Consider the following 25,719-nt stretch of genomic DNA (forward strand, 5'->3'; position numbering starts at 1 on the left):
CAGGAAGGTGGGGATAGGGTCTGTACCGTGTTTGAATAAAAAAACCGGCACCTGGGTGCCGGAAGGATAGATCGAAATTTTTCGAATTATGAGAGGCTGGAGCCTCAGAATATATTCAGCCTGGTATCAGTCTTACAGCAGCTTCAGAAGGTCTCTCTTCTGCATCAGACCAGGCTCCTTGAATGTGGTCTCGCCATTCTTTACTACCATGATAGTAGGAATGCTCATAACACCAAAACGCATTGCCAGCTCTGGCTGCTGATCGATGTTGATCTTGCATACTTTTACATCATCTCTCTCGCCGTCGATCTCGTCAACGATTGGTGACTGCATTTTGCAAGGTCCGCACCAGTCTGCATAGAAATCTACGAGAACAGTCTTGTCTGCGTTCATTACTTCAGAGTCAAAATTTTCATTTGTAAGCATTGTAATAGCCATATGATTCTCCCTTCAAATACAACTGGAGTTAATGTCAAATTCACTGCGGATCAGGTTCCTGAAACCGCATGGCAGAACCGTCCTGCCCGCCGGAAAGAATATCTTTACCTTTCATGTGTGATTATATCAGCAGAAATTTGGTTGTCAACAATTGATTATTTTCTCACAAAAACGCAAAATGAACCATAGTGTTGAAATAATCGGGAGGTGGGGACAATTTTATTACTGACAGAGAAGGACATACGCAAAGTATGCACAATGAAAGATATTATTAACGCCAACGAGAGAGCCTACAAAATGTTCTCAGAAGGTAGAACTGAGGTGCCGCTGAGACCGGTGATCCACGATGAAGATAAGAATTCCGATTTCATCTTCATGCCTGCATATGCGCCGGATCTTGAAGCAGCAGGAATCAAGATCGTCACAACTTTTCCTGAGAATGCCAAGAGCGGAGATGCAGTAACTAAGGGGCAGGTCATTCTCATTGACGGCAAGAACGGAGATTTTCTTTCCGTAATGGACGGTACTTTTGTGACAGCCTTCAGAACTGGTGCCGCCAGCGGAGCTGCCTTCGATGTTCTGGGATGCAGAAATCCTAGAATCGGCGCACTGATCGGAACCGGCGGACAGGCCAGATGTCAGCTGGAGGCAATGCTTTCAGTTGCTGACCTGGATGAGGTGCGGGTCGCAGCAAGAAACTTCCAGAAGACAAAGAAGTTTGCAGAGGACATGAGCAGCCTGTTCAAGAACTGCTCTGCGAAGATCGTTCCATGCGAAACAGGGGACGAAGCAGTGAAGGATGCAGATCTGATCATTACAGTGACCCCTTCTCCTGTTCCTGTTTTTTCAGCTGAAAATGTAAAGAAAGGTGCCACCATCAGTGCCGTAGGCTCATACAGAGACGACATGAACGAGCTGGACCCTGCACTTTTTGGAATTGCCAGCAAGATTTATTTTGACTCTACAGAGGCTTGTGTGGAGGAATCTGGAGATGTGCACAGGCCTTTGGAGCAGGGGATCATCACTGAGAATGATTTCACAGGTGAGCTGGGCCAGGTAATTCTGGGACAGGTCCCTGGAAGAGAAAGTGAAGATGAGATAATTCTGTTCAAGAACGTGGGAATCGGTATTCTTGACCTTGTGGCTGCAGAATCAATATACAGGAAGGCCAGAGAGAACAAGGCAGGAACTAAATGGAATGAATAGGGTATAATAGGTTTCAGAATCCGTTTACCAGCTGTTTGTTACAGCATCGTATTCCAGCGTGTTAAAGCGCTTTATAATTGAAAGGAGAGAACAATGCCTCATATCGACGTAAATCTTTTTCCGGGAAGAACTGAGGAGCAGAAGCAGAAACTGGCTGACAAGATAGTAGAAGATGCTATGGAAATTCTTGGAGCACCAAGAGAGGCTCTGTCTGTAGCCATGCACGAGGTGGCTCCTGAGAACTGGAACCAGGATATTGCTGACAAGGTAGATGAAAAGTCCATAGTAACAGGCAAAATGTACAGGACTAAATAACCTTTTGTGAAGTTGTTCTGTAAAAAAATTATTCCTATTAACAGAAAGATAGCCGGGTATCCCGTAAAAGCGGGACGCCCGGCTTTTTTATTTTGTCCCAGGTTCCAGGGGGCCTTCTGGAAATGAAATCCGCAGTATCCGCTGGGACCGCCCCATTTTTTCCAAATGAGACAGCCCGTTGTTCGTGTTTTTGTTCGTTGGAATTACAAGGCCGCTGTTATATAATTAAACGGTTAATACGTATAACGAAGAACAGGAGAACCGGGGTAAACATGTCATCCATAATAAGCGTAAAGGATCTGACATTTGAATATTCGACTCATGACGATGTTTCCGGAGAGGAAAGGGTCACCAGGGCCATAGACGGAGTGTCCTTTGATGTGGAAAAAGGCAGTTTCGTGGCCATCGCGGGAATGAACGGCTCAGGCAAGTCCACCCTGGCCAAATGCCTGAACGGCCTTCTTCTCCCTTCCTCAGGAGATGTAACCGTAATGGGATACAACACCAGAGATGACGAGACTATCTGGGATCTGAGGTCAAATATAGCAATGGTTTTTCAGAATCCGGACAACCAGATCGTATCTTCACTGGTAGAGGACGATGTGGCCTTCGGACCTGAGAATCTGGGCATCGACCCGGCAGAAATAAGAACAAGGGTAGATGAGGCTCTGAAGGCAGTGGGAATGTATGAGAACCGCCGTAAAGGAGCCCATCAGCTTTCAGGAGGCCAGAAGCAGAGAGTGGCCATTGCCGGAGCAGTGGCAATGAGGCCTGAGTGCATAGTTTTCGACGAGCCTACAGCCATGCTGGATCCTCAGGGAAGAGAACGGGTCATGGAAATAATAAAGCGGCTTAACGGCCAGGGAATAACCACAATTCTCATAACCCATTTCATGGAAGAAGCTGCTCAGGCTCAAAGAATAATCGTAATGAAAAAAGGGCGTATCTTCGCCGATGCTTCTCCGGCTCAGCTTTTCTCAGAGAATGAAAAGCTGAGAGAGGCAGGCCTTGAGAAGCCTTCAGCAGTTATTCTGAAAGACAGGCTCAATGCCAGAGGACTTAACATTGACAGCACCGTCATCAGCGGAGAACAGCTGACAGACTGGATTGCTGATCAGAAGGGACTGCCTGAAGGAGTTGTCATCAAAGCTGGTCAGGAGAATGACGTCCACGATTCCGAAGCAGAACATGGAGGGGAGTCAGGGAGAGACAAATACATAGAGGGAGACAGAGATGTAAACAGGAAATGGGCAGTGAGGGCTGAGCACCTGAGATACGTATACGCTCCCGGACTTCCAGACGAAACAGTAGCACTGGACGACATAAGTTTTTCCATACCAAAAGGAGCATTCACCGGAATAATCGGACACACGGGAAGCGGCAAGTCCACCTTGCTCCAGCATTTGAACGGCCTTCTCCATCCGGCTTCAGGCAGTATCTGCATTGGAGACACCTGCATAACAGATGGCAAGGCAGTGATGACGGAGATTCGCAAGAAGGTGGGGCTGGTTTTCCAGTATCCGGAGTACCAGCTTTTTGAAGAAACGGTGGCTAAGGACGTGGCCTTCGGACCGAAGAATCTGGGAATTCAGGGAGATGATCTGGAAAAGGTAGTTCGCCGGGCTGTGGAGATGACGGGCCTGGATTATGAAGAGGTAAAAGACAGGTCGCCCTTTGAGCTTTCCGGGGGCCAGAAGAGAAGAGTGGCAATTGCAGGAGTTCTGGCAATGGAGCCTGAGGTTGTCATTCTGGACGAGCCGACAGCAGGGCTGGACCCAGCTGCCCACAGAGAGATTCTGGAAATGGTCCGCCACATCCATGAAACCACTGGAAACACCATGATTTTCGTTTCTCACAACATGGGGGACATTCAGGAGCTGGCTGACCAGGTTCTGGTAATTGATAAGGGACGGCTTAAGTACGAAGGAAGTCCTGAGGAAGTGTTCAGCCACGGACAGGAACTGAAGGAAATAGGACTGGGAGTTCCTCCTGCCATGGAGATAATGATGAATCTCAAGGAGAAGGCCCCTGAAGTCCGGGAGAAATCCATGACCTACGATGAGGCTGAGGCGGAGATCCTCAGATATCTGGAAGGAAAAGCGAATTAGTAAATGGTACGAGATATTACATTAGGACAATATTATCCCGGGAATTCTGTTTTCCACAGGCTTGACGCCAGGACCAAGATAATCTGGACCCTGGTGTACATAATAGCTCTTTTTGTGGTTAATTCCTTTACGGGCTTTGCTGTTGCAGGGGGAGTTCTGCTGGGAATCATATTGATATCGAAGGTTCCCATTAAGTTTATTTTCCGTGGCCTTAAGGTGATCTTCCTCATTCTGATCTTCACCTTTGTGATGAACATGTTTATGACTGACGGAAAGGTATGGTGGAAGTGGGGGTTCCTCACCCTGACCCGGGAAGGCTTCTACCGGGCATGTTTCATGGCTATCAGGCTGGTGCTCCTGGTAATCGGAACATCTTTGATGACCTTCTGCACCAGGCCTATGGAGCTGACAGACGGCCTGGAAAAATTGATGAAACCTTTGACTGTGGTGGGCGTTTCGGCTCACGAAATCGCCCTGATGATGACCATAGCGCTCAGGTTCATTCCCACCTTGCTTGAAGAGACCGACAAGATCATGAAGGCTCAGCAGGCCAGAGGTGCGGATTTTGAGTCGGGAAATATAATACAGAGAGCCAAGGCCCTCATTCCTATTCTGATTCCACTGTTTATCAGTTCTTTCAGAATAGCCCAGGATCTGGCGCTGGCCATGGAGGCCCGGTGCTATCACGGAGGAAAGGGCAGAACCAGGATGAACGAAAGCAAGTTCTCGGGAAGAGACATGGTTTGTGCAGTCCTTATGGCTACCTTCATGGGTGCAATAATCGCCATGAGGGTGCTGTAAAGCCGGATATAATATATAATTGAAATACTGCAGATCCCCATTAGAAGGAGAAAGTTTTGAGACAGAGAAAAGTTAAGAACCTGCCGGAAAAATACGCTGTGTACGAGGATATTCTGGAATATCATCCGGAGAGAAATAAAGGAAGATGGATCAGTGTTCTGGAAGAAAGAGGATTCACAGTAAAGGGAGCTCCCCAGGTGGAGATCGGCTGCGGCAAAGGGGCGTTTATCGCCGCCATGGCTGAGAAACACAAGGATAGTTTCTTCATTGCTGTAGAGGGAAACAGAAGCGTTTTGCTCAGGGCCATGGAGAAGATCCGGGACAGGAATTTGAAAAATGTGATCTTCATTCCATCCTTTGTTGAGGACCTGAGAGAGTGGTTCGGTCCCGCCGAAGTTGAAAAGATCTTCCTGAATTTCAGCGACCCATGGCAGAAGCCCAGCTACTACCGCCATCGTCTGACCTACAGAACAAAACTTTTACAATACTTCGACACAATGGGCCCTGATGGAACGGTTACATTCAAGACAGACAACAAGGATCTCTTCGAATTCTCTGTACAGGAAGCACTGGCGGCAGACCTGGAGATTCAGGGGATTACAAGAGATCTCCATTCGTCAGAATACAGATTCGACAGTCCGGAAACCGAATACGAAAGGAAGTTCGGCGGCCCGGACGGGGTAAATATTAACTGGATCAACCTTAAGAGAAAGGCTGGAAAGGACGGGGAAATGGGAAAGAACAGAAGTATGATCGCTTACAACGGAAGAAAGATCCCAAAGGAAGACAAGATTTTCGGAATAAGCGGAAGAGCAAAGGCTGCTATTGACAAATACGGCAAAGATCAGGTAATTAACGCAACTATCGGAACTCTCCTGGACGATGAGGGCAGCATCATCGTCCTTGAGTCAGTGGACAAAGCAATGAAGTCTCTGAGCCCGGCAGAATATGCATCTTATGCACCAATTGCAGGAATTCCGGCTTTTAAGGAGGCTATCAAAAAGGCAGCTCTCGGGAACTTCCAGACCAAGCGCCACGTGGGAGTAGTGGCTTCCCCGGGAGGGACCGGATCCCTTCGCAATGCAGTTGCTAATTTTACATGTCCAGGAGACAAGGTGCTGACTCACGACTGGCACTGGACCACCTACGATTCCATTGCAGTTGAGCAGGGAAGAACTGTTGAGACCTTCGACATGTTCAACGATAAGGGTGAGTTCAACTTGGAAGATTTCGAATACAAGGTAAGCAAGCTGCTGCGCATTCAGGACCGGGTGCTGATCATTCTTAACACCCCGGCCAACAACCCTACAGGTTACAGCCTTTCCGATGAAGAGTGGGAGCAGGTTGTTGCAATCCTCAATAAAACCGGTGATGACAAGACCGTCGCACTGTGTGTGGACGTTGCATACATAGATTTTGCCGGTGAGACTGACGAGACAAGAACCTTCCTGCCATACCTGGAGCAGCTGAACTCAAACATCATGCCGCTGCTGGCATACAGCGCATCCAAGACCTTCACCTTCTACGGATGCAGATCCGCTGTCCTCATGTGCCTTGCAGAGACAGAAGAGGAAAAGGAAGAGTTTGAGAGAGCAGTGACCTTCTCCTCCAGAAACAGCTGGTCCAATTCACCAAGAGGACCTCAGGAGGTAATTGCCAAGATCTACCAGGATCCGGAGCTCCTTGAGAAAGTTGACAAAGAACGGAAAATCTTCAGAGACATGCTGCTGGCAAGGGGAAGAGCCTTTGAGGAAGAAGCCGCAAAGGCAGGCCTCAAGATGGTTCCATACAGAGGAGGATTCTTCACTTCCGTGCCTTGCAGTGATCCGGACGGCGTAAGCAGGGAGCTGGAAAAAAAGAATATCTTCGTAGTTCCTTTTGCGAAGGGCGTCAGGGTTTCCGTTGCATCTGTGGCAGAGGATAAGTGCAGAGTAATTCCTGCAGCAATTAAAGAAGTGCTGGACAAGATGGAAGCTTAACAAGTTTAAGATAGTATGTGGGCTGTCGCATTTAAAAAATGCGGCAGCCTGTTTCATTGGGATTATTGATGGGATTCGGGAGCAGCGGCATTGCGGCGGGGATTGAGTTGGTCATTACGGAGGAGATTGCCCCGGGCATTGCGGCATTGCAGCGGGGATTGCCACATTACCCCGGGATTCAAAAATTTCGAAATCCCGCGGTACGCCGTTCAAAAAAACATTGATTTTGTACCCCGGGATCCTAGTTTCCCAGATTCTCGCTGTACAATTCTGGGCTTCTGGTTAGGAAAGAGGCATCTGTACTTTGCATTTTGTGCAGTTAATTTAAATTTAAAGAGTACAGATGCCTTCGACTCCCCCAATTTGATGGGCTGAATACCGCGAGATTCTTAAACTTGGAAATCCCGCGGTATCTTTACCGCAAAAAATCTTGTACGGCACCGCGGGATATGGGATTTTGCGATTTTCGGGGTACCGCAAATCCGCCCCAATCGCTAGCCCGCCGGGTACCGCAAGTCCGCCTCAACTCCGATCCCGATCGCCAGCCCGCCTGGGATCACCAGCCCGAACCCTAACAATTGAGTTTACAGGTTTTTCCAGGGGCTATATAATTAAAGACATGAAGCCGCCCAGTTAAGGTAGCGGCAGTTATTTGGAGATACACTATGGTAGAAGATAAGAATACAAAGAATTTCCCGGAGAGGGAAGAGGCTGTATCGACTGGAAAGCCGGCAGCTGATCAGTGGCAGCCCATGGCAGCCAGGGATTTTGACAGTTTGTCAGACAGTATCCAGCAGGAGGTGGATACGTTCACTAGGTCCCTGAACCAGCAGGTCGGCGCCATGACCATGAACCTCAAAGTAAAGAATGAGATGGTTCCGTACTCACCAGAGGCGAAATCAACTAGAGCCCCAAGAACCGCAAGAACCGCTGAATCTTCTGGAGCCCCGAGAAACACAGGAGCTGCATCGGCCCAGTCCCGCCGGTCCAGCCGGTCCGGCCGGTCCGGAAATACGGCTCCCTTCCTCTTGCACAAGCCAAGCAAAACCCTCCACAAAGGCCGGCTGTGGGTCAGCGGCATAGTGGGAGCCAGCATGCTTTCGGAGATCGGAGACGAACCGGATGACGCGATCTTTGGCATGGCCATATTCGCATTCTGCCTTTTCGTTTTCATCAGCACCATCAGGAACAACGGCCTGATCAAGAGGTTTTACCTTTACAGCCAGGTCATCGGAAACAGAGACAGCATCACCATCAGCAAACTGGCCGAAGCCCTTGGAATCAGCAGCGACAAGGTAAAGAAAGACATGAACAAGTTCAAGACCAAGGGCTGGCTCCCTCAGGGAATCATTGACGAATCCGGCAGGAACCTTTTCCTTACAGACGAGGCTATGATTGCCTACCAGGATGCCCTGGCCAGAAAAAACGACCTGGATGCAAGAACTGACAAGGCCATGACCGACTTGAATACAGATAACATCTCTCCTGAGGTCAAGTCGATTATTACTGAAGGTGAGAAATTCGTAAAGGACATCCGCCGGGCCAACGATGAGATCCCGGACGAATACATGAGCGACAAGCTCTATGACCTGGAGGATATAGTGGCCCGCATTTTCGACCACGTGAAAAAACACCCGGAAAGTGCAGGGGAACTTAGCCGGTTCATGAGCTACTACGTTCCAACTACCAGGAAGCTGATGAAAGCCTACGTGGAAATGAACAAACAGCCGGATGCAGGGAGCAACATAACCAGCACAAAGAAGCAGATAGAAGATGGAATGGACACCATCATCCAGGCCTGTCAATCTCTGCTGAACGCCATGTTCCGGGATGTTGCCGAAGACATAGCCGCCGACATTTCGGTGCTGAAAACCATGGCCTCCCGGGACGGCTTGACCAGGGAAGACCAGAATCCGGAGAGCGAGACCGGTCCATTGAAATTTTAAAAACAATCCAGTGCATAACAGAGATGAGAGGAGTTACCAATGGCAGAGGATTTTAACGGAGTTTCCGCAGATATAGATCAGGAAAAAAAGGCTTTTCAGGAGGCACCGGCACCGGCTTTAAGCTTCGATGAGGAGATGGCGGGGGCTTCCACTTCAGCTGCTCCAGATATGGCTTCCATGAACCAGGCCAGCGGCCTGAACCCGCTGGCAGAAATGGGAGTTGTTTCACCTGAAAAGAAAGAAGATCCTGTTGAAAGGCTGGAGAACTCACTGAGCCAGGAGGAGAGGGATCAGGTAGATGCCTTCGTGGAAAAGATCGACCTGACTAATTCCCAGGCCGTTCTCAACTACGGCTCAGCTACCCAGAAGAAGATGGCTTCTTTTTCCGAGAGCGCCCTGGCCAACGTCCGCTCCAAGGACATGGACGAAATCGGAGAAATGATCAACAACCTGGTGCTGGACCTCAAGAACTTCGACGTGGACGCTGAGGACAGCGGGATAAAAGGCTTTTTCAGGAAAAAGAAAAACAAGCTGGAGATGATGAAGGCCCGCTACAGCAAGGTGGAAACCAATGTGAACAAAATCCAGAAGGAGCTGGAAAACCGCCAGGTGCAGCTCATGAAGGACTCAGCCGTCCTTGACCGCATGTACAAGGTAAACTTTTCCTATTTCAAAGAGCTCACCATGTACATCGCCGCCGGCAGAAAAAAGCTTGAGAACGTAAGATCCGGTGAGCTGGCCCGCCTTCAGGCAGTGGCAAACCAGACCGGCAGGCCGGAAGACGCCCAGGCCGCAAAGGACCTGGCCGACCGGTGCGAGTCTTTTGACAAGAAGCTCCACGACCTGGAGCTCACCAGGACCATCTCCCTGCAGACCGCCCCTCAGATCAGGATGGTCCAGGCTTCAGACAACGTGATGGCTGAGAAAATCCAGTCCACCATCGTGAACACCATCCCCCTCTGGAAAAACCAGATGGTCATCGCCCTGGGAGTACAGCACTCCATGGAGGCCGCCAAGGCTCAGCGACAGGTCACCGACATGACTAACGAGCTCCTCAGGAAAAACGCAGACTCTCTCAAGACCGCCACGGTGGAGACTGCCCGGGAGTCCGAGAGGGGCATCGTAGAAATTGATACCCTGAAGCACACCAACGAAGCCCTCATCTCAACCCTGGACGAAGTCATCGCCATCCAGAAAGAAGGCCGGGAAAAGAGAGCCGCCGCGGAAGCCGAGCTGAGCGGCATAGAAGAACAGCTTAAATCAAAACTCATAGAAGTCTCCATGAGCCAAAACAACCAGCAATAAAGGGAATCCAGAAGGAATTTAGAATAGACCCAGAAGATTCGGAAGATTCGGTCGCAAATTCAATCGCAAAATTTTACGATTGAATTTGCGGCTGTTTTTTGATTGAAAGGAAATTATGGAGCAGTACCGGGCGTTGAATCCGATAATGGTACTGCTTTCATTTAGGCCCATAAGCAGTAGAGAATAGTAAATCTGATGAAAGTACTGCCGGCTTATGATTCAGTGAGCAGTACAAAATGGAAAATCAGTTGAAACTACTGCTCGTTTTGAGGCCCATGAGCAGTAGAGTAGGAAGAATCCATTGATAGCACTGCTCGAATCAGCTTTCACAAGCAGTAGAAAAACAGATTTCCATCAACAGTACTGCTAATTTGACATCAAAAAGCAGTACAAAGTGAGTAATCAGTTGATGATACTGCTCAAAACCAGGAAATATTCTATGGAGAAAAATAAATGAATATTCAACCAGACATAGCAATGCCGTGAGAATGAAACTGGACTATGAACAGTTTATGAATGTACACGTAAATAGCAGGAAGGCTGCAGAGAAGAATTGAAATAGAGGATGGAAGAGATAGAATTTGCTTTCAAGAGGGAAATTTCGGCTCCTTTGTATCATGTTCCATGTATAACGGTAAGAATTGTTAAACTCATGATTACGATGCTATAATGTTCCTGTAGAGGTATTCTATCGAGCATATTCTGGAGGCATTAATGGATTATTACACAACAAGTGAGCTCGCCGAGAAATGGGGAATCTCTAGAAGAAGAGTAACAACACTCTGTATCGAGGGAAGACTCGAAGGAGCAATCCTTAAAGGAAAAACATGGTTAATTCCGATTGATGTAGTCAAGCCAGTGGATTTAAGAAGAAAAAAAGAATCTAAGTGAGATGATTATGGATTATTTACTAGAATATGACGATACAAATCCAATAAGTATCGAAGCATATGCAAAAAAATTAATTGGACACACATTTGAAGATGTGTTGCAGTGGAATACCCACACCAAATTAAAGGAAGGTTCTGCTACAAAATATGGAAATGTAAGCAGAAAAGGAGGCTTAGGCAATCTCCTTGAAAGAGAGTATTTCGGATACGAACCTAATAGCTCCCCAGAACCAGACTTTCCTAAGGCGGGGGTTGAACTTAAGGTTACACCATATGAGCGCAAAAAAAATGGAAAACTCATTGCCGGGGAAAGGCTAGTTCTCGGAATGATTAGCTATGAACATTCAATAGAGAGTGACTTTTATAAATCGCATGCGTGGCAAAAGTGTAAATTGATATTACTTATTTATTACTTAAGGAATAAAGAACTTGCTTCTAACCTTTTATACTCAATAGATTATGCGACACTCTTTACACCAACAGAAGAAGATTTGAAAATTATAGAACATGATTATGAAATCATATACGAGAAGATTTCTTCGGGAAGAGCGCATGAACTATCTGAGGGCGATACTATGTATTTGGGAGCCTGTACTAAAGGTTCAACAGCCGAAAAAAGTACTGTCCCTCAATATTACGGTGAGCACATTCCAGCGAGGAAAAGAGCTTTTTGCTTTAAAACCTCATATATGACTTATGTCCTAAATAACTATATAGTTAATGATTTTAGAACGTACGATAACGCAGAATCCATAATAAAAGATGGTGAAGAACTAAAGAACAAATCGTTTGAAGCTTATGTTGTATCCAAAATTGCGAGTTTCTCTGGAAAAAGCGATGAAGAGCTTTGCAAGATATTTAAGAGAGAATACAACAACAATAAGGCTCAGTGGAACGATTTGGCATATAGAATATTAGGCATCAAATCAAATAAGGCAGAAGAATTCCTGAAAGCGAACATCAAAGTAAAGGCAGTGAGAGTTGAAGAGAATGGAAATATTAAAGAAAGCTGGCCATTGCCAACTTTCAAATATAAACAAATAATCAAAGAAACCTGGGAAGAATCTGAACTGTACCATGAACTGTCAGAAACAAAATATCTTTTTGTTGTTTATAAGAAGAATGGTGACAAGTACTATCTCAGAGGAGCAAAGTTGTGGAACATGCCTTATTCAGATATAGAAAATGAAGTCAGAGTGGTATGGGAAAGAACTGTTGAAATAATAAAGGATGGTGTAGAACTTACAGTGTCAGGTAATACGGTAAGTAATAATCTACCAGGAATGAGAGAGAATCAGGTAGCACATGTCAGAACACATGCAAATCAGACATATTATGATTTAGGTGACGGCACAGTTATAGGAAAAGGTAGAAAAACAAGGGATGCTAATGAACTTCCTGATGGCAGATGGATGACGAATCACAGCTTTTGGATTAACAAATCGTATTTGAAAGAACAAATACTTGAATATATTTAATATGCTTTTAATAGGCAACGATCCGACATTCGTCGGTGCTAATACTAAAAGCCTATGAAGAATAAGTGAGCTGACTGCATTGACAGTTAAAGGAGGACTTAATGGAAAAGACAATGGTAGAACTATTTGCTGGAGTCGGAGGGTTCAGGCTTGGACTTGAACGATTGAACAGCGGATGGAAAACAAGCTGGTTTTCTCAGTGGGAACCCGGCAAGAAGAAACAATGGGCACATGATTGTTACGTGTATCATTTCGGCGATGAAACAGATCTTGATGGTAAACACACAACAGGAATTGATATTTCCGAAGTCGATAAAAGAAAAATACCAGACCATACTTTGCTGACAGGAGGATTCCCGTGTCAGGATTATAGTGTGGCGCATTCCCTATCATCATCAAAAGGTATTGAGGGAAAGAAAGGGGTTCTTTGGTGGCAGATTAGAGATGTATTAATTGCAAAGAGACCACCATTTGTTTTGCTTGAGAATGTGGATAGATTGCTTAAGTCTCCCGCATCTCAGCGAGGCAGAGATTTCGGTATTATTCTAGCTTCATTTGCTCAGCTTGGATATAGAGTTGAATGGCGTGTAATAAATGCTGCTGAGTATGGTGCATCACAGAGGAGAAGAAGAACGTTTATCTTTGCATATAATGAAAGCACGGAATATGCAAAGAAAATGGATGGCTTGGAGCCGAGTGAGGTTATAACTGAATCAGGGCTCATGGCTAAAGCATTCCCTATTAGTGGTTATAAAGATATAGAGATTGGAGCATTTGGTTATACGAACGTTTCTGATGTAGACATTGATACGATGCTTTCTGTAGGAACTGTCGACAGCGATAATGATCTTATCAAAATGACAAGCGATTTTAAGTTTGGATTTTTGGATGCGGGATATATGATAGGCGGACAGATAACAACAATGAAGGTAATCCCAATTCAAATAGAGCCTATCCTGTTAAATAAAATTGTTCAGAGTGGTGTGGATGACAGTTATTATATACGGCAAGAAGATATGGCGTCATGGACGTATATGAAGGGAGCAAAAAAGATTCCGAGAACTTCTGCAAGTGGACACAGCTATATATTCTCTGAAGGCCCGATTGCATTCCCTGATCCATTGGACAGACCTGGTAGAACAATGCTCACAAGTGAAAGCACAAAGAACAGAAGTACTCATGTTGTTGCAGATCCAGCAAATGGTAGACTTAGGTTACTTACAGAAACCGAGGCAGAACGTCTTCAAGGATTTGATGATGACTGGACAAAGAACTGTCTTGTAGACGGAGAAGTGGTGGAAATGCCAAAGCGAATGCGATATTTCTGTATGGGAAATGCATTGGTGGTACCAATGATAACAAGAATGGGAAAAATTGTAGATACAATAATATCGACGGAAATATGAAGATCACGATGTTGGCGACCTGGTGGTCGTGCCTGCGGGAAAAGACGACCATGAGGCCGTCGTCAGGATCGAATCGGTGGAGTATCACCCGGCGGAAGAGGCACCATATCCGCTTGATAAGATCAAGATTATCATCAGAAAATTTGACAGAGAAAGGGACATGGAACTGATCCAGGGCTGATTGGTATGAGTGAGATCCTTCAATATGTAAAATCAGATAATTATTTTAGGGATGTCTGCCATATTATTGATGACGCTCAGCAATCTGCATATCGTGCTGTGGACACGGCTCTTGTTCTCCGCAACTGGGATATCGGAAAAAGAATAAACGAGGAGATACTTTCCGGACAGGATCGGGAAAAGTGTAGAGCCAGAATCATTCAGAAATTGGCTTCTGAACTGACTGATGAATATGGCAAGAGGTATTCGAAGAGCTTCCTTTATCAATGCTTGCGCGTTTATCGTATGTTTCCATCGATTGCGAATGAAGCAGGTGAACAATTGCGGAATGGAGAAAAAGTGGACGGATTTCATTCGCGGTCCGGGATCCTTTCATGGACACACTACAGGATATTGACACAGGTCGAAGATGCAGTTGCCCGAGGATGGTATGCAAGAGAGGCCTATGTGCAGGCCTGGAGCGTTACCACATTGCAGAAAATTATTTCTTCGCAATACTACTACCGAATGTTAAAGACACAGGGCAATGCGTGCGTAGAAAACGAAACGAAGGAACTTACGTCGCAATACCAGAATAAATTGGAGTTTACTGGGGATCCGGTCATTGCAGAATTCCTCGGTTTTCAGGAAGATGCGTCACATTATGAATTGGATCTGGAGGAGTCTATCATTGATGCTCTCCAGAAATATTTTATTAATTTTGGAAAAGGTTACGCCCTTGTTGCCAGGCAGCAGCGTATACATACAGAAAAAGAAGACTGCAGCATTGATCTCGTATTCTACAACTACATCCTGAAATGTTTTGTCCTAATTGATTTGAAAACAGAAAAGATCACATATCAGGATATCGGACAAATGGATGTGTGCATCAGAATGTACGACGAACTTAAAAAGCAGCCGGACGATGGTCCGACACTTGGTATTGTGCTTTGTGCAGATACTCATGAGGAAATTGTCAGATATTCAGTATTCCATGGAAATGAACAGATATTTGCATCAAAATACAAGCAATATCTTCCTGCGGAAGAAGAACTGCGAGCTGAAATTGAAATACAGGAAGATTTCTACTATTTGAATAAAGTTGAAGAGATTATGCGTCGAAACGATTTGAAGGTGTAGCTATGGGGCGCAGCGACATCATTATATCTGAAGACAGCAACGGCCTTTCCACATATGAAGAACTCCTGCTTCAGAGAGACAGCCTTCGCAAGCAGTGGGAGCAGTATCTCGTCAGCTATTACCAGATTTTTGTTGATCTGCTGGTGGAATCTGGTGAATGAGGTCCATCTTTTCGATACATACGTTGCTGGAACGACTCACCTTGAAGACAAAACGGTACTCGACCAGATCCATCTGGATGACAAGCTCTCTCTCGTGAGAGAAGAGAACGAATTCGACGAAAAAGCTATAGTGATAAAGACCGCTGACGGCCGCAAGCTGGGCTACGTACCAGAGAAAGACAATCTGGTCTTTTCCCGACTCATGGACGCAGGGAAACTGCTCACAGCAAGAATCAATACCCACGAACTGAGGGGAACATTCCATAGGATCGGGATCGGCATATATCTGGTGGATTATGGATACAAATTCTATCGGAATTTCGATGATTTATAATATTCAAAAGGCACAGTGCTTTCCGCTCCCTTTCATCACGGACTGCGCACCAGGCGATGGATCACAGATGGATACGAGGATACAGGCGTATATAGAGATGCTTGGATAATAGAATTCATTCCAGGGGTGGGATGACTGAATCAGAGATATACCCATGGCATCAAACAGTGAAAGGGATCTGGAACTGATATAGGACTAGATTTGCATTTTGAAAGGGAGAGGCGGTACACCGCTATAGACAGCCCAATAGTTAAGGAATATAAGAAACAGATTCAAACGTTCTTCAGCAGGGCGAAAGTGCATGGCTTCGTCGACTGGTAGCACATGGGCCCCCTGACAAGGGCGACATTTTCTGATGATCAGTGGCGTGAGGAGACAGAGCAAAGTCTCTATCCTGCAGTTGTGGGACGCTATAATGCAATGTCATTTTTCGAAAAGGAAAAACCCTATTATCTCATGATGTCCACACTTTACATTTTACTAAAGGCGGCTGACTGAATTACAGTCTGTCGCTTTTGGCGTGCCCAGAAACAGCAAAAGGACTTTAATTTTGTGTTTTCTGCAATCTTAAGAGTATAATATAAATGATAGTTTAAATGAAAATACGCGGCGCCAGGGGGTTGACTTGAAACTTTTACATATAGTCAGTGATTTTTTCGGAATAGGAATCTCAGAAGCAGATTATGGAAGATTGAAGGGAAGAATTTACAAGGAGAATCAGAAGAACCTGATATTTTTGTCCAGGATTCTCTGCGTCCTTTCTGTACCAGGGGCTATGTCTGTGTTCTTCATTTATGGAGGTCCGGTGCGCAAATTCTGGATTTACGTGTCTCTGTTCTTCGCCCTTCTTGTTTCATTTGTGCTGGCGAAAAAGGGCGGGAAGAGAACAGATCTTGATACGAATCTCCAGATGTATGTGTTCATCAGCGTGCTCATGGGTTACAGCATCGTTTTGAGTACCATAATGAATCCCGACACCATGGCCGTAAAATACATTGCTTTTATAATGACCATCCCCATGTTCTTTACAGACCGGCCGGTGAGAATCAGCTTGTACATTGCTGTGTGCACAGCTATATTCATAGCCAGTGCAGTTATTTATGACTGCAAGGACGTTCTGGCGGTAGACATAGTTCACTCGCTGATTTTCGGAACAGTAAGCATTGTAACCAGTACATATCTTACCAGGATCAAGATCCAGCGTTTATATTATGAAGGAAAATGGAAGCATATCAGTGAGACGGATCTCATGACAGGTCTGAACAGCAGAAACCGGTACGAGCAGGATTTAGCCGGTTACCCCGAGAGATGCACGGAAAAACTCTGCTGCGTTTTTCTGGACGTTAACGGCCTCCACGAGGTGGATATTAATCAGGGTTACGATGCTGGCGACAGAATTCTGAAAACCACTGCAGATATTTTCCAGAAAACATTTGGCAGTGAGAACACTTACCGCATAGGTGGAGATGAATTTGTGGCTATCATTCCAGATGCAGATGAAAGCCGTATCAGGGAATTAACAGGCCTGGTTTATGAAGAAACAACCAGAGCCGGTTTCACCGTGTCAATAGGCATGTCTTCTATGGAAAAAGATGAAATTCATATGAGTGCATTGACGAAATCCGCAGCACGTGAGATGTCGGAAGTTAAACGTCAGCATTATCAGAATGCGGAAAATGACAGGAGGAGCAGATAAAATGGGAACTTATAAATTTTCATCTGACACACAATCCTTTCTTGAGAACATTCCAATCCCTCTGGCTGTATACCAGTACGTAGACCATCAGATAAAGCCCCTTCTGGTTTCGAAGGCCTACATCAAATTGTTCGGTTACAACAGCTGCCAGGAAGCGGTGTACTGCCTGAACACAGACCTTTACAGAAATATTCATCCTGATGACATAGTCAGGATGGAGGAGTATTCCTACGATTTTGCCACTCAGGAATGATGGCTACGATGTGGTATTCAGAAACAAGAGGGAAGACCAGTCCGATTACCATATTATTCACGGAACAGGCAAACATATTTCCGTAAATGGTGCCAGCATTGCGTTTATCACATATACAGATGAAACTGCCGATGCCGGTAATGATGAAATGGTAAAGGCAGTGCTGACTACACTATCTGATAAGTATTCCCCATCGGAAAGCACTGAATTCACAAAGCATTACGACGAGCTTACCGGACTGCACAACATGACCCACTTCCTTGATTATGCCGGCCCGGGCATTGAGAAGATGTGGGAAAAAGGCCAGACTCCAGTAGTTATGTACTTCGATCTCTGCGACCTGAAGGTATACAACAGAAGGTATGGCTTAAAAGCAGGAGACCAGCAGATCTGCAGCCTTGGAAAACTGATTAAAGAATATTTCCAGGAAGATAAATCCTCCCGCTTTGAAAGCGACCATTTTGTTGCATATACCGGAGATGACCAGATTGAGTCCCGCTTGATGGACCTTTTCTCGCAGATGAAGGATCTTAATGGGGGAAACAACCTGGCAATCAAGGTCGGGCTCTTTAAATTCCAAAAGGACGGCACCAGGCTCACCGATGCCTGCGACAGAGCCAGACTGGCCTGTGAATCCATTTCAAAGACAAACACCTCTGTCTTTGAATGGTTTGATGACGAGATAATGGAGAATGCCTCATTTAAATATTATATTATGAGGAATTTTGATAAAGCCCTGAAAAATCGATGGATTCAGGTTTATTATCAGCCAATCGTCCGCACTATGACTAAAACAGTCTGCAACGGCGAGGTACTGGTGAGATGGATAGATCCTGAGCGCGGTGTAATATCTCCCTCCCGGTTTATTCCAATACTTGAAGAGACGGGCCAGATATACAAAATGGATCTCTACGTGTTCGAGGAGGCATGCAAAGGTTATAGCAGCGGCACAAGGACCGGAAGGGAGATGGTTCCTGTATCCGTTAATCTGTCTCGTAAAGACTTCCTCCACGACGACCTGCCAGACACCATTGACAAGATTTCCCGTAAATACGGAGTACCTAGAGAATTTACAAATATCGAAATAACAGAAAGCGCTTTTGTAAAAAACATTGACAAGGTTGACATGCTGATCGAGAGATTCCATCATCTGGGATACAGAGTATGGATGGACGATTTCGGCTCAGGCTACTCTTCCCTTGGAGTCTTGAAAAATTACTCTTTTGATGAGATTAAAATCGACATGTCCTTCCTCAGGGAGTTTGATGAGAAGTCCAGGAAGATAATTACATCTATAGTAAGAATGGCCAAGGCCCTTGGAATTTCCACACTGGCAGAAGGCGTTGAAACAGAAGAACAATACCTTTTCCTGAGGAAAATCGGCTGTGAAAAAATCCAGGGCTACTATTTCGGCCGCCCTAGACCTTTAGATGAATCCCTGGAGCAATTAAAACACAGGGGTTTGGCCAAGGAACCAGCCAAATGGAGAAACTATTTTTCCAAGATGAGCCGCATCGACTATCTTACAGACAAACCTCTCTGCGTAGTGGATGATGACGGAGAAAAGCTGAATCTTATTTTTGCCAACCAGATATATATAGATATTCTGAGGGAAGACAATGTTGCTAGTCTGAAGGACTGGGAGAGAAAAATCAACACTCTGGGAGACCCTATTCACATCTTCCACAGGCATTTTGCCGACCAGCAGCTGAGAAAACTGAAAGGCCCTCAGATTACTGCATATCCTTCTGGTGACCACTATATGCAGCTAACCGGTTCTGTGGTGGCCGTTCAGGATAACCACTACCTGTATACAGTCCAGATACAGTACGTGACGTTAAAGGTTGATGATTATCAGCAGATCAGAATGGAATCCATGAGCAATCTGTATTACATGTGCAATGACATCGCCATCTATGACCTGGAAAACAACACAGTTGAGGGAATAAAATCCTCTTTGTCAGATCAGCCTATGGGCGTGGGATTTAAATTGAGGGATGTTAACTCTGTTGTAAATTCATGGACAATGAATTACTGCTACCTTCCGGATCAGAAGCGTTTTGCAGAGTTTATGGATATTTCTACCCTCAGGGCCCGCTTAATTAATAACAAAGACCGGACTCTCACAGGAATGTTCCGGAGCATTACAGCTTCAGGAGAATACCGCTGGTTCCTCCATCTTATCGTTCCGGTACAGAGATCGGATTTCAATAGGGCTGTTCACGTTACCCTTGAAGTGGGGGTGGATGAAGAAGGTATCAAAAAAGTGGCATCTGCCCTGTCTGATGGAGAATCGGATTATCTTACTGTTGGAATAACAGATGAGGTGCTCTGGAAAAACCTGATCCTGAATGCAAGGCGCATGTATTTCTGGAAAGATGATCAAAGGAGATTCCTTGGAGCCAGCAGAAGTTTCCTCAAGTATTTCGGCCTGAGTTCTGATAAGGAGATAATCGGAAAAACCGACGAGGACATGGGATGGCACATCGATCCTGTTCCTTTCAAAAATGACGAAGAAGAGGTAATCAGCACAGGCAAAAAAATCTACCTGAGAAAAGGCAGATGCATTGTAAACGGCATAAACCGGGATATCATTGCTAGCAAGGTACCGATTTACCGTGATGGAAAGATCATTGGAATACTGGGAACAGTAGTAGATGCAGAATTAACCTCCCAATTCTTCCAGAGGGAACATAAATTGACCGCCGTTGATGAGGTTACATGCCTTGCCAACGCCCGTGGTTTATCAGACAGCATCTACACATACTTGAACAAGCGTTGGCGGACGGGAAGCAATGTGGCATTAATGGAAGTCTACGTTCCTGAATACAGGGAGATAGTAAATCTTTACGGAGACGACTCAGGAGACTGCCTGCTCCGGGAAGTGGGTATGGCTCTGAAAAAAGCCGCCGGCAAAGGCTGCGTTATCGGAAGGGTTCAGGAAAGTCTGTTCTACATTCTGATGAACTTTGAATGCAAAGAAGATGTGCGAAATGTGGCCAGAAAAATCCGCCCTGCCATCGAGTCCCTTAGAAAAGCCGGTCAGTGGAGCGGAAACTGCAGCGTTGAAATCAGAGCTTCATATGCAGATGAATCCAGCAATGACAGAAAGTCATATATAAGCGGACTTTCCCAGCTGATACTGAACACCAAAGATCACGAAAACCTTTAGAAGCAATACTTAGAAAAATTGCAGTATAAATTGAGATGAATTTGGGATCCCGCTGTAAGGCTGCTCTGTTTCATTAATTTGCGGTAAAAAAAAGATGGCCGAAAAGCCATCTTTTTTACTGTGTGAAGCGGGTGAAGGGAATATCCGGCCGTCAAGGATCTTCGCCCGCTGCGCGGCGCCTGCGGCGTCCTTGACTGCCGTTTTCCGGGTGTCCGCTTCCATCGTACACCCGGATCCGAACCCTCTCCATGTCAGAGGAAGCTTGCGTCTCGGGTTCTTTCCACGTGACCTACTCCACGTAAAAAATCCCCTTTCGGGGACTTTACGTGGAGCGGGTGAAGGGAATATCCGGCTGTCAAGGATCTTCGCCCGCTGCGCGGCGCCTGCGGCGTCCTTGACTGCCGTTTTCCGGGTGTCCGCTTCCATCGTACACCCGCATCCGAACCCTCTCCATGTCAGAGGAAGCTTGCGTCTCGGGTTCTTTCCCCATGACCTACTCCACGTAAAAAATCCCCTTTCGGGGACTTTACGTGGAGCGGGTGAAGGGAATCGAACCCTCGACGCAAGCTTGGGAAGCTCGAATTTTGCCATTAAACTACACCCGCAGGGTTGATTCTTATAACGAAATGATTATAAACTAATAAAGAGAAAGCTGCAATAGTATAATGCTGGTAGCAACATGGAAGGACAGTTATTCGATATATGTGGAATAAGAAAAATATAAATCAAGGTGTTGTAGAATCTGATGAGGTGGAAGCTGAGTCTTTGGATTTTTCCGAGGAGCCCCTTCTCCATGTTTCGGATGAGGAAATACCTGGTGAGAGCCCAAAGATTGATGAGGTAAATTCTTCATCTCATTCTGTGGCGGATAATATTCCTGAGGAACTTCTTCCTGAGGATCCGGCTGCCCGGGAGCGAGTAATCCAGGTGCTCAACGATCCGGCGGCCATGAGGAAGATTGCTGCGGCTCTTGAGGATTTGAGAAAGGAATACCAGCTTGAGTATATTTTCTCAAAAACGGGATTGGCAGCGATTTCGGCGGCCCGGCTCAGTCAGGATGAAAAAAAACTTCAGCTGGCTGTTGAGGCTGAGGCGGAGATCGGCAGTGAGTTTGATATTTCGAAACTGGATGAAGACGATAAAGACCAGGACCTGTCCTTCTCCGATGAAGAGAGGGAAGAGGCAATTTCTTTTGCAAAAGCTTTGGGACTCCTGGGCAGGGAAGAAGGGGGAGAGTCACCGGGTGTTGCTGAGCCATCAGAACACGTGGAGCCGTCAGAAGGCGGTCCTCTATCAGAGCCGGAAGGCCCGTCAGTTCCGTCGGAATCTTCAGAGCCGGAAGGCCCGTCAGTTCCGTCGGAATCTTCAGAGCCGGAAGGCCCGTCAGTTCCATCGGAATCTTCAGAGCCGGAAGGCCCGTCAGTTCCATCGGAATCTTCAGAGCCGGAAGGCCCGTCAGTTCCGCCGGAATCTTCAGAGCCGGAAGCAGAGCAGGCCCACAAAGCAAGTCTTAAAGAAAAAATCATTCATCTCCACAAAAAGAACCTGGTTTTGATGATCATCATCGAAGTTGCAGTTGTTGCGGCTTTGGCAGGAGGTATCTGGCAGATTCAGCAGACAAGGGAGCACCAGAAGTGGCTGGAAGCCGATGCAAAGAAAACAGCCTCTGCTGTTACAGCGGCCAAGGGACCGGTTCTGGAGAACGGCTATAACCAGCTTGTAGTCAAGGCAGATGCAGAGATCAACAACGCCAGGGTGGAAAATCTCAGAAGAAGAGCCGCTGCCATGGAGAGAATCCCCGAAGAGAGAAGCACCGATATCGAGAATTCCGAAACCTACAGAATAGTACAGAGCGCATATTACTTCAATGGTCCTCATCTAAGCAGCGGAAGGGGATCAGTAACAGGCCCTAACGGAAGGGAGACCTACTATAATCTGAACATGTCCGGAGTTGTGAATATTATGCACAGCGCCGGATTCAGCGGAACATACTGGGTAAGAAGTGACGGCGTAAAAATGTTCGGAAACTATGTGATGGTTGCTGCCAATTACGGCGTTCACCCGAAGGGATCAATAGTAAAATCAAGCCTTGGCCTGGCCATCGTTGTGGACACCGGCGGATTCGCATCCTCTAACCCTCAGCAGCTGGATCTGGCAACTGCCTGGTAGCCGGAGAATCTTTTAAGGAGGGAGTTTGCAGCAGGTCCCATGGCATATCCCGGATTCTGGGCACGGCCCTGACATATGGTTTTGCCGGCCCTGGTGTACATTAACAATATATTTAAATAATACTTAATAATACTTAAGAATTCGTAAAAGCATTCCTCATGATCATCATATATACTTGATACACGAAGATCGGGGGAATGCTTTTTTTGTGTGGCCTTTCCTGATAAGGGAGAAGTTCCGGGACGCTGCTGGACCCCATGTGGCCCTGCCGGGTAATGGCAAAGCCCAGGGGCGCTGCCAGAGCCCGCAAGAAGCAGCGCCTCGCAGCCTGGCGCTGAATCCCATCACTTTTTTCCACGGAGGATACTATGCTTAACAGCGATTCAAAAGAACGGCATCAGCACATGATCGAGCTCAGGCGGGTGTCCAAGTTTTATTCAAACAGGGACACCGTCAGCACAGGATTTTCAAAGCTTGATCTCACCCTGGATATGGGGGAGTTTGTTGCCATAACAGGAGAGAGCGGAAGTGGTAAATCCACCCTCCTCAACGTTATTTCTGGTCTGGACACCTACGAAGAAGGCGAGATGTTCGTTGGCGGTGAGGACACCAGCGGCTTCCGGCCAGTAGATTACGAGAGATACAGGAAACAGTATATCGGCAATATTTTTCAGGATTTCAACCTGGTAAACAGCTACACGGTCTATCAGAACGTGGAGCTTTCCATGCTTCTTTGCGGAATTGACAAAGAAACCTGCAAGAAAAAGATACCGGAACTGCTGGAGCTGGTTGGCATGACCAAATACACTAGAACAAGGGCTTCCAGGCTTTCCGGAGGACAGAAGCAGAGAGTGGCCATCGCCAGAGCCCTGGCCAAAGACGCTCCCATAATTGTGGCCGATGAGCCAACAGGAAACCTGGACAGCAAGTCGGCAGCCATCGTCATGGAAGCTCTCCACAAGATTTCACGGGAAAAACTGGTTGTCATTGTCACCCATAATTACGACCAGGTGGAGCCTTACGTTTCCCGGAAGATCACCATGCATGACGGCCGCATAATTGAAGACACCCGCATAAGAGAACCTGAAAATGAACAGCCGGCAGGGGAACAGGGAAGAGCCGGAAAACATTCCGAAAACTTCGAGATTAAAGGAGGCAAACAGCCTTCCGGAAACATGACCCGCGGCACCAGGATGATGCTGGGAGTGAGAAACACCTTCAACCTCCCTGCAAAATTCATCCTCCTCCTTCTGGTGTACATGTTTGCAGCTGCTGCAGTTCTGGGAGGATATTCATCAACCAGAAGCAGCCTCCACGAAACAGACCTTCTGGGATACAATCCATACTTCAGCTATACAGCCCCTGACAGAATCGTGGTGGCCAGGGAAGACAGAACACCAATAACCCAGGAGGACATTAACAAGCTGAAGTCCACAACCGGAGTAAAGAAGGTAATACAGAACGACATCGGCCTTGACAACAGCATCGGCCTGGAGACAGACCAGGCCGATATCAGAGGTGCAGTGTATAACCTCAGTGAGTCAGGCCTTACAGAGAAAAAGCTTTTTGCAGGAACCATGCCTGAAGGAGATAACGATGTGGTATGTCAGTTCGACACTGCCTACGCACAGTCATCCAAGGAGCTGAAGGCAGATCCATCCAAGATTCTTGGAAGCGAATTTTACTGCTACCGCTTCAATTCCGATGATCCTGCAAGACCTGTACCCCAGAAACTCAGGGTTACAGGTATTCTGTTTGTAGACAGCAGCAAGTCGAAAAACAGCCAGATAAACATGGAGACAGGCAATTCCAGAATCTATGTAAGTGACAACCTGGCCAGCCAGCTGAACATGAACAAGATTGCAATGGCCTCTGATATTACATTGGATTACAACGGAATGAAGGTCAAGACTTCTGCAGGCCAGGGCATTCCTGTCATTATTTCGGACAGGGTTCCGGCAGGGAAAGCATATATAAGCCAGGATCAGCTTTCATACTTTGCAAAAGAACCGGGTTCTGACATTCCGGCAGAGTCATCTGTAATTGGAAAGCCGCTGAACCTCACAGCGAAAAATATGTTTTTCCAGAAAGACGTATCCCTCACCGTAGGGAAAATATACACTGAAAAAACTATTGAGTCAGTTCTGGGATACAAGAAGGATGACTATCCGTCATACAGCCAGAGCGTTTTTGTGAACAGCGCAGACTACAACAACCTTTTCAGCAACGGAAACTATCAGGTGTCTGTCATAGTAAAGAACGAGCTGGATGCTGGAAATGTGGCCCACCTTCTTAGAAAGGACGGCTACAAAGTCATTCCGCTGAAAGATGCCCGCAGCGACTATACCGGCGGATTCAGCTTCGTCATAAAGCTGATGACCATGGGCGGATTCATCATTGAGATGGTTGTCATGTTCTTCATACTGTATGCTGTAGTCCGGCTCATAATGAAGTCCAGGAATTCCTATTATTCTACTTTGAGGATTTTGGGAGCAACCAGGGGAGACACAGCCATGATTCTACGGATAGAGCTGGTGCTGATGATGATCATTGCATCAGCGGTGGACATGCTGGGACTCATGCTGGTCAAACACGGTGTGATTCATTCCTCAACAATAAGCGGACTCATTGCTTTCCTTACAGTTAAGGATTATCTGCTGCTCTTTGCAGGACTGCTGGTAATGTCTATTCTGATTGCCGCCAGGTACTCTGCTAAGCTGTTCAGAAAAAGTGCCATGAGTGCATACAGAGAGGAGGAATAGG

Annotated in this window: 20 protein-coding genes and 1 tRNA gene; 19 read left to right on the forward strand and 2 right to left on the reverse strand. The window is 46.4% G+C overall.

Annotation, left to right across the window (positions count from 1 at the left end; translation table 11 throughout):
• Positions 1 to 132: 132 nt before the first annotated feature.
• On the reverse strand, positions 133 to 438 hold the full coding sequence (trxA, locus tag FYJ66_RS03340; protein ID WP_154572085.1) for a thioredoxin: 306 nt from the start codon (positions 436 to 438) through the stop codon (positions 133 to 135).
• A gap of 207 nt (positions 439 to 645) precedes the next feature.
• Between trxA and FYJ66_RS03345 the strand changes: the two genes are divergently transcribed.
• The 17 genes from FYJ66_RS03345 to FYJ66_RS03420 all read left to right on the forward strand — a co-directional run bounded on the left by FYJ66_RS03345 (position 646) and on the right by FYJ66_RS03420 (position 20,787).
• Positions 646 to 1,644: an ornithine cyclodeaminase family protein gene (locus FYJ66_RS03345; RefSeq protein WP_338070515.1), complete on the forward strand. Its 999-nt coding sequence runs from the start codon at positions 646 to 648 to the stop codon at positions 1,642 to 1,644.
• A gap of 93 nt (positions 1,645 to 1,737) precedes the next feature.
• Entirely contained in the window at positions 1,738 to 1,959 is a 222-nt protein-coding gene (locus tag FYJ66_RS03350; RefSeq protein ID WP_154572087.1) for a tautomerase family protein, read from the forward strand.
• A 272-nt stretch (positions 1,960 to 2,231) separates the two neighbouring features.
• On the forward strand, positions 2,232 to 4,067 hold the full coding sequence (locus tag FYJ66_RS09285; protein ID WP_235897338.1) for an energy-coupling factor transporter ATPase: 1,836 nt from the start codon (positions 2,232 to 2,234) through the stop codon (positions 4,065 to 4,067).
• Between the two features lie 3 nt (positions 4,068 to 4,070).
• The gene (locus FYJ66_RS03360; protein ID WP_154572089.1) at positions 4,071 to 4,868 is read left to right on the forward strand and encodes an energy-coupling factor transporter transmembrane component T family protein; all 798 of its coding nucleotides are present in this window, start codon (positions 4,071 to 4,073) and stop codon (positions 4,866 to 4,868) included.
• Positions 4,869 to 4,924: 56 nt separating this feature from the next.
• The gene (trmB, locus tag FYJ66_RS03365; protein ID WP_154572090.1) at positions 4,925 to 6,847 is read left to right on the forward strand and encodes a tRNA (guanosine(46)-N7)-methyltransferase TrmB; all 1,923 of its coding nucleotides are present in this window, start codon (positions 4,925 to 4,927) and stop codon (positions 6,845 to 6,847) included.
• Positions 6,848 to 7,512: 665 nt separating this feature from the next.
• Complete coding sequence (locus FYJ66_RS03370) at positions 7,513 to 8,793, forward strand: 5-bromo-4-chloroindolyl phosphate hydrolysis family protein (protein ID WP_154572091.1); 1,281 nt, start codon at positions 7,513 to 7,515, stop codon at positions 8,791 to 8,793.
• A gap of 39 nt (positions 8,794 to 8,832) precedes the next feature.
• Positions 8,833 to 10,098, forward strand: coding sequence for a toxic anion resistance protein (locus FYJ66_RS03375; RefSeq protein ID WP_338071113.1), 1,266 nt, complete (start codon positions 8,833 to 8,835; stop codon positions 10,096 to 10,098).
• A 714-nt stretch (positions 10,099 to 10,812) separates the two neighbouring features.
• Positions 10,813 to 10,989 (forward strand): helix-turn-helix domain-containing protein, encoded by a 177-nt coding sequence (locus tag FYJ66_RS03380; RefSeq protein ID WP_154572092.1) that lies wholly within the window; start codon positions 10,813 to 10,815, stop codon positions 10,987 to 10,989.
• A 7-nt stretch (positions 10,990 to 10,996) separates the two neighbouring features.
• Positions 10,997 to 12,466, forward strand: a complete 1,470-nt coding sequence (locus FYJ66_RS03385) for a Sau3AI family type II restriction endonuclease (RefSeq protein WP_154572093.1) — start codon at positions 10,997 to 10,999, stop codon at positions 12,464 to 12,466.
• Between the two features lie 101 nt (positions 12,467 to 12,567).
• Complete coding sequence (dcm, locus tag FYJ66_RS03390; protein WP_154572094.1) at positions 12,568 to 13,872, forward strand: DNA (cytosine-5-)-methyltransferase; 1,305 nt, start codon at positions 12,568 to 12,570, stop codon at positions 13,870 to 13,872.
• A 22-nt stretch (positions 13,873 to 13,894) separates the two neighbouring features.
• Positions 13,895 to 14,053: a hypothetical protein gene (locus tag FYJ66_RS03395; protein WP_154572095.1), complete on the forward strand. Its 159-nt coding sequence runs from the start codon at positions 13,895 to 13,897 to the stop codon at positions 14,051 to 14,053.
• 5 nt (positions 14,054 to 14,058) lie between these two features.
• Positions 14,059 to 15,171 (forward strand): PDDEXK nuclease domain-containing protein, encoded by a 1,113-nt coding sequence (locus FYJ66_RS03400; RefSeq protein WP_154572096.1) that lies wholly within the window; start codon positions 14,059 to 14,061, stop codon positions 15,169 to 15,171.
• Between the two features lie 2 nt (positions 15,172 to 15,173).
• Positions 15,174 to 15,332 carry a hypothetical protein gene (locus FYJ66_RS09290; RefSeq protein ID WP_235897339.1) on the forward strand — a complete coding sequence of 53 codons (159 nt, stop codon included), beginning with the start codon at positions 15,174 to 15,176 and terminating at the stop codon, positions 15,330 to 15,332.
• On the forward strand, positions 15,325 to 15,666 hold the full coding sequence (locus FYJ66_RS03405; RefSeq protein ID WP_338071114.1) for an HIRAN domain-containing protein: 342 nt from the start codon (positions 15,325 to 15,327) through the stop codon (positions 15,664 to 15,666). Before FYJ66_RS09290 ends, FYJ66_RS03405 begins: the two co-directional genes overlap by 8 nt.
• A gap of 625 nt (positions 15,667 to 16,291) precedes the next feature.
• Complete coding sequence (locus FYJ66_RS03410) at positions 16,292 to 17,362, forward strand: GGDEF domain-containing protein (RefSeq protein ID WP_154572098.1); 1,071 nt, start codon at positions 16,292 to 16,294, stop codon at positions 17,360 to 17,362.
• A gap of 1 nt (position 17,363) precedes the next feature.
• A complete protein-coding gene (locus tag FYJ66_RS03415) occupies positions 17,364 to 17,615 on the forward strand; it encodes a PAS domain-containing protein (RefSeq protein WP_154572099.1) in 252 nt (83 codons plus the stop codon).
• Positions 17,599 to 20,787 (forward strand): EAL domain-containing protein, encoded by a 3,189-nt coding sequence (locus tag FYJ66_RS03420; protein WP_154572100.1) that lies wholly within the window; start codon positions 17,599 to 17,601, stop codon positions 20,785 to 20,787. The genes FYJ66_RS03415 and FYJ66_RS03420 overlap by 17 nt, the downstream gene beginning before the upstream one ends.
• Positions 20,788 to 21,318: 531 nt before the next feature.
• Here FYJ66_RS03420 and FYJ66_RS03425 read toward each other — a convergent pair.
• A tRNA-Gly gene (locus tag FYJ66_RS03425) sits at positions 21,319 to 21,392 on the reverse strand.
• Positions 21,393 to 21,489: 97 nt separating this feature from the next.
• Between FYJ66_RS03425 and FYJ66_RS03430 the strand changes: the two genes are divergently transcribed.
• The gene (locus FYJ66_RS03430; RefSeq protein ID WP_154572101.1) at positions 21,490 to 22,956 is read left to right on the forward strand and encodes a hypothetical protein; all 1,467 of its coding nucleotides are present in this window, start codon (positions 21,490 to 21,492) and stop codon (positions 22,954 to 22,956) included.
• 368 nt (positions 22,957 to 23,324) lie between these two features.
• Positions 23,325 to 25,718 carry an ABC transporter ATP-binding protein/permease gene (locus FYJ66_RS03435; protein WP_154572102.1) on the forward strand — a complete coding sequence of 798 codons (2,394 nt, stop codon included), beginning with the start codon at positions 23,325 to 23,327 and terminating at the stop codon, positions 25,716 to 25,718.
• Position 25,719 lies beyond the last annotated feature (1 nt).

This window comes from Allobaileyella intestinalis, from assembly GCF_009695865.1.
Classification (GTDB): domain Bacteria; phylum Bacillota; class Clostridia; order Peptostreptococcales; family Anaerovoracaceae; genus Allobaileyella; species Allobaileyella intestinalis.

Bases quoted from the DNA above. Each gene is read 5' to 3' on its own strand.
- trxA (WP_154572085.1), bottom strand. From the start codon at position 438: ATGGCTATTACAATGCTTACAAATGAAAATTTTGACTCTGAAGTAATG.
- FYJ66_RS03350 (WP_154572087.1), top strand. From the start codon at position 1,738: ATGCCTCATATCGACGTAAATCTTTTTCCGGGAAGAACTGAGGAGCAG.
- FYJ66_RS09285 (WP_235897338.1), top strand. From the start codon at position 2,232: ATGTCATCCATAATAAGCGTAAAGGATCTGACATTTGAATATTCGACT.
- FYJ66_RS03360 (WP_154572089.1), top strand. From the start codon at position 4,071: ATGGTACGAGATATTACATTAGGACAATATTATCCCGGGAATTCTGTT.
- FYJ66_RS03370 (WP_154572091.1), top strand. From the start codon at position 7,513: ATGGTAGAAGATAAGAATACAAAGAATTTCCCGGAGAGGGAAGAGGCT.
- FYJ66_RS03375 (WP_338071113.1), top strand. From the start codon at position 8,833: ATGGCAGAGGATTTTAACGGAGTTTCCGCAGATATAGATCAGGAAAAA.
- FYJ66_RS03380 (WP_154572092.1), top strand. From the start codon at position 10,813: ATGGATTATTACACAACAAGTGAGCTCGCCGAGAAATGGGGAATCTCT.
- FYJ66_RS03385 (WP_154572093.1), top strand. From the start codon at position 10,997: ATGGATTATTTACTAGAATATGACGATACAAATCCAATAAGTATCGAA.
- dcm (WP_154572094.1), top strand. From the start codon at position 12,568: ATGGAAAAGACAATGGTAGAACTATTTGCTGGAGTCGGAGGGTTCAGG.
- FYJ66_RS03400 (WP_154572096.1), top strand. From the start codon at position 14,059: ATGAGTGAGATCCTTCAATATGTAAAATCAGATAATTATTTTAGGGAT.
- FYJ66_RS09290 (WP_235897339.1), top strand. From the start codon at position 15,174: ATGGGGCGCAGCGACATCATTATATCTGAAGACAGCAACGGCCTTTCC.
- FYJ66_RS03415 (WP_154572099.1), top strand. From the start codon at position 17,364: ATGGGAACTTATAAATTTTCATCTGACACACAATCCTTTCTTGAGAAC.
- FYJ66_RS03430 (WP_154572101.1), top strand. From the start codon at position 21,490: ATGTGGAATAAGAAAAATATAAATCAAGGTGTTGTAGAATCTGATGAG.
- FYJ66_RS03435 (WP_154572102.1), top strand. From the start codon at position 23,325: ATGCTTAACAGCGATTCAAAAGAACGGCATCAGCACATGATCGAGCTC.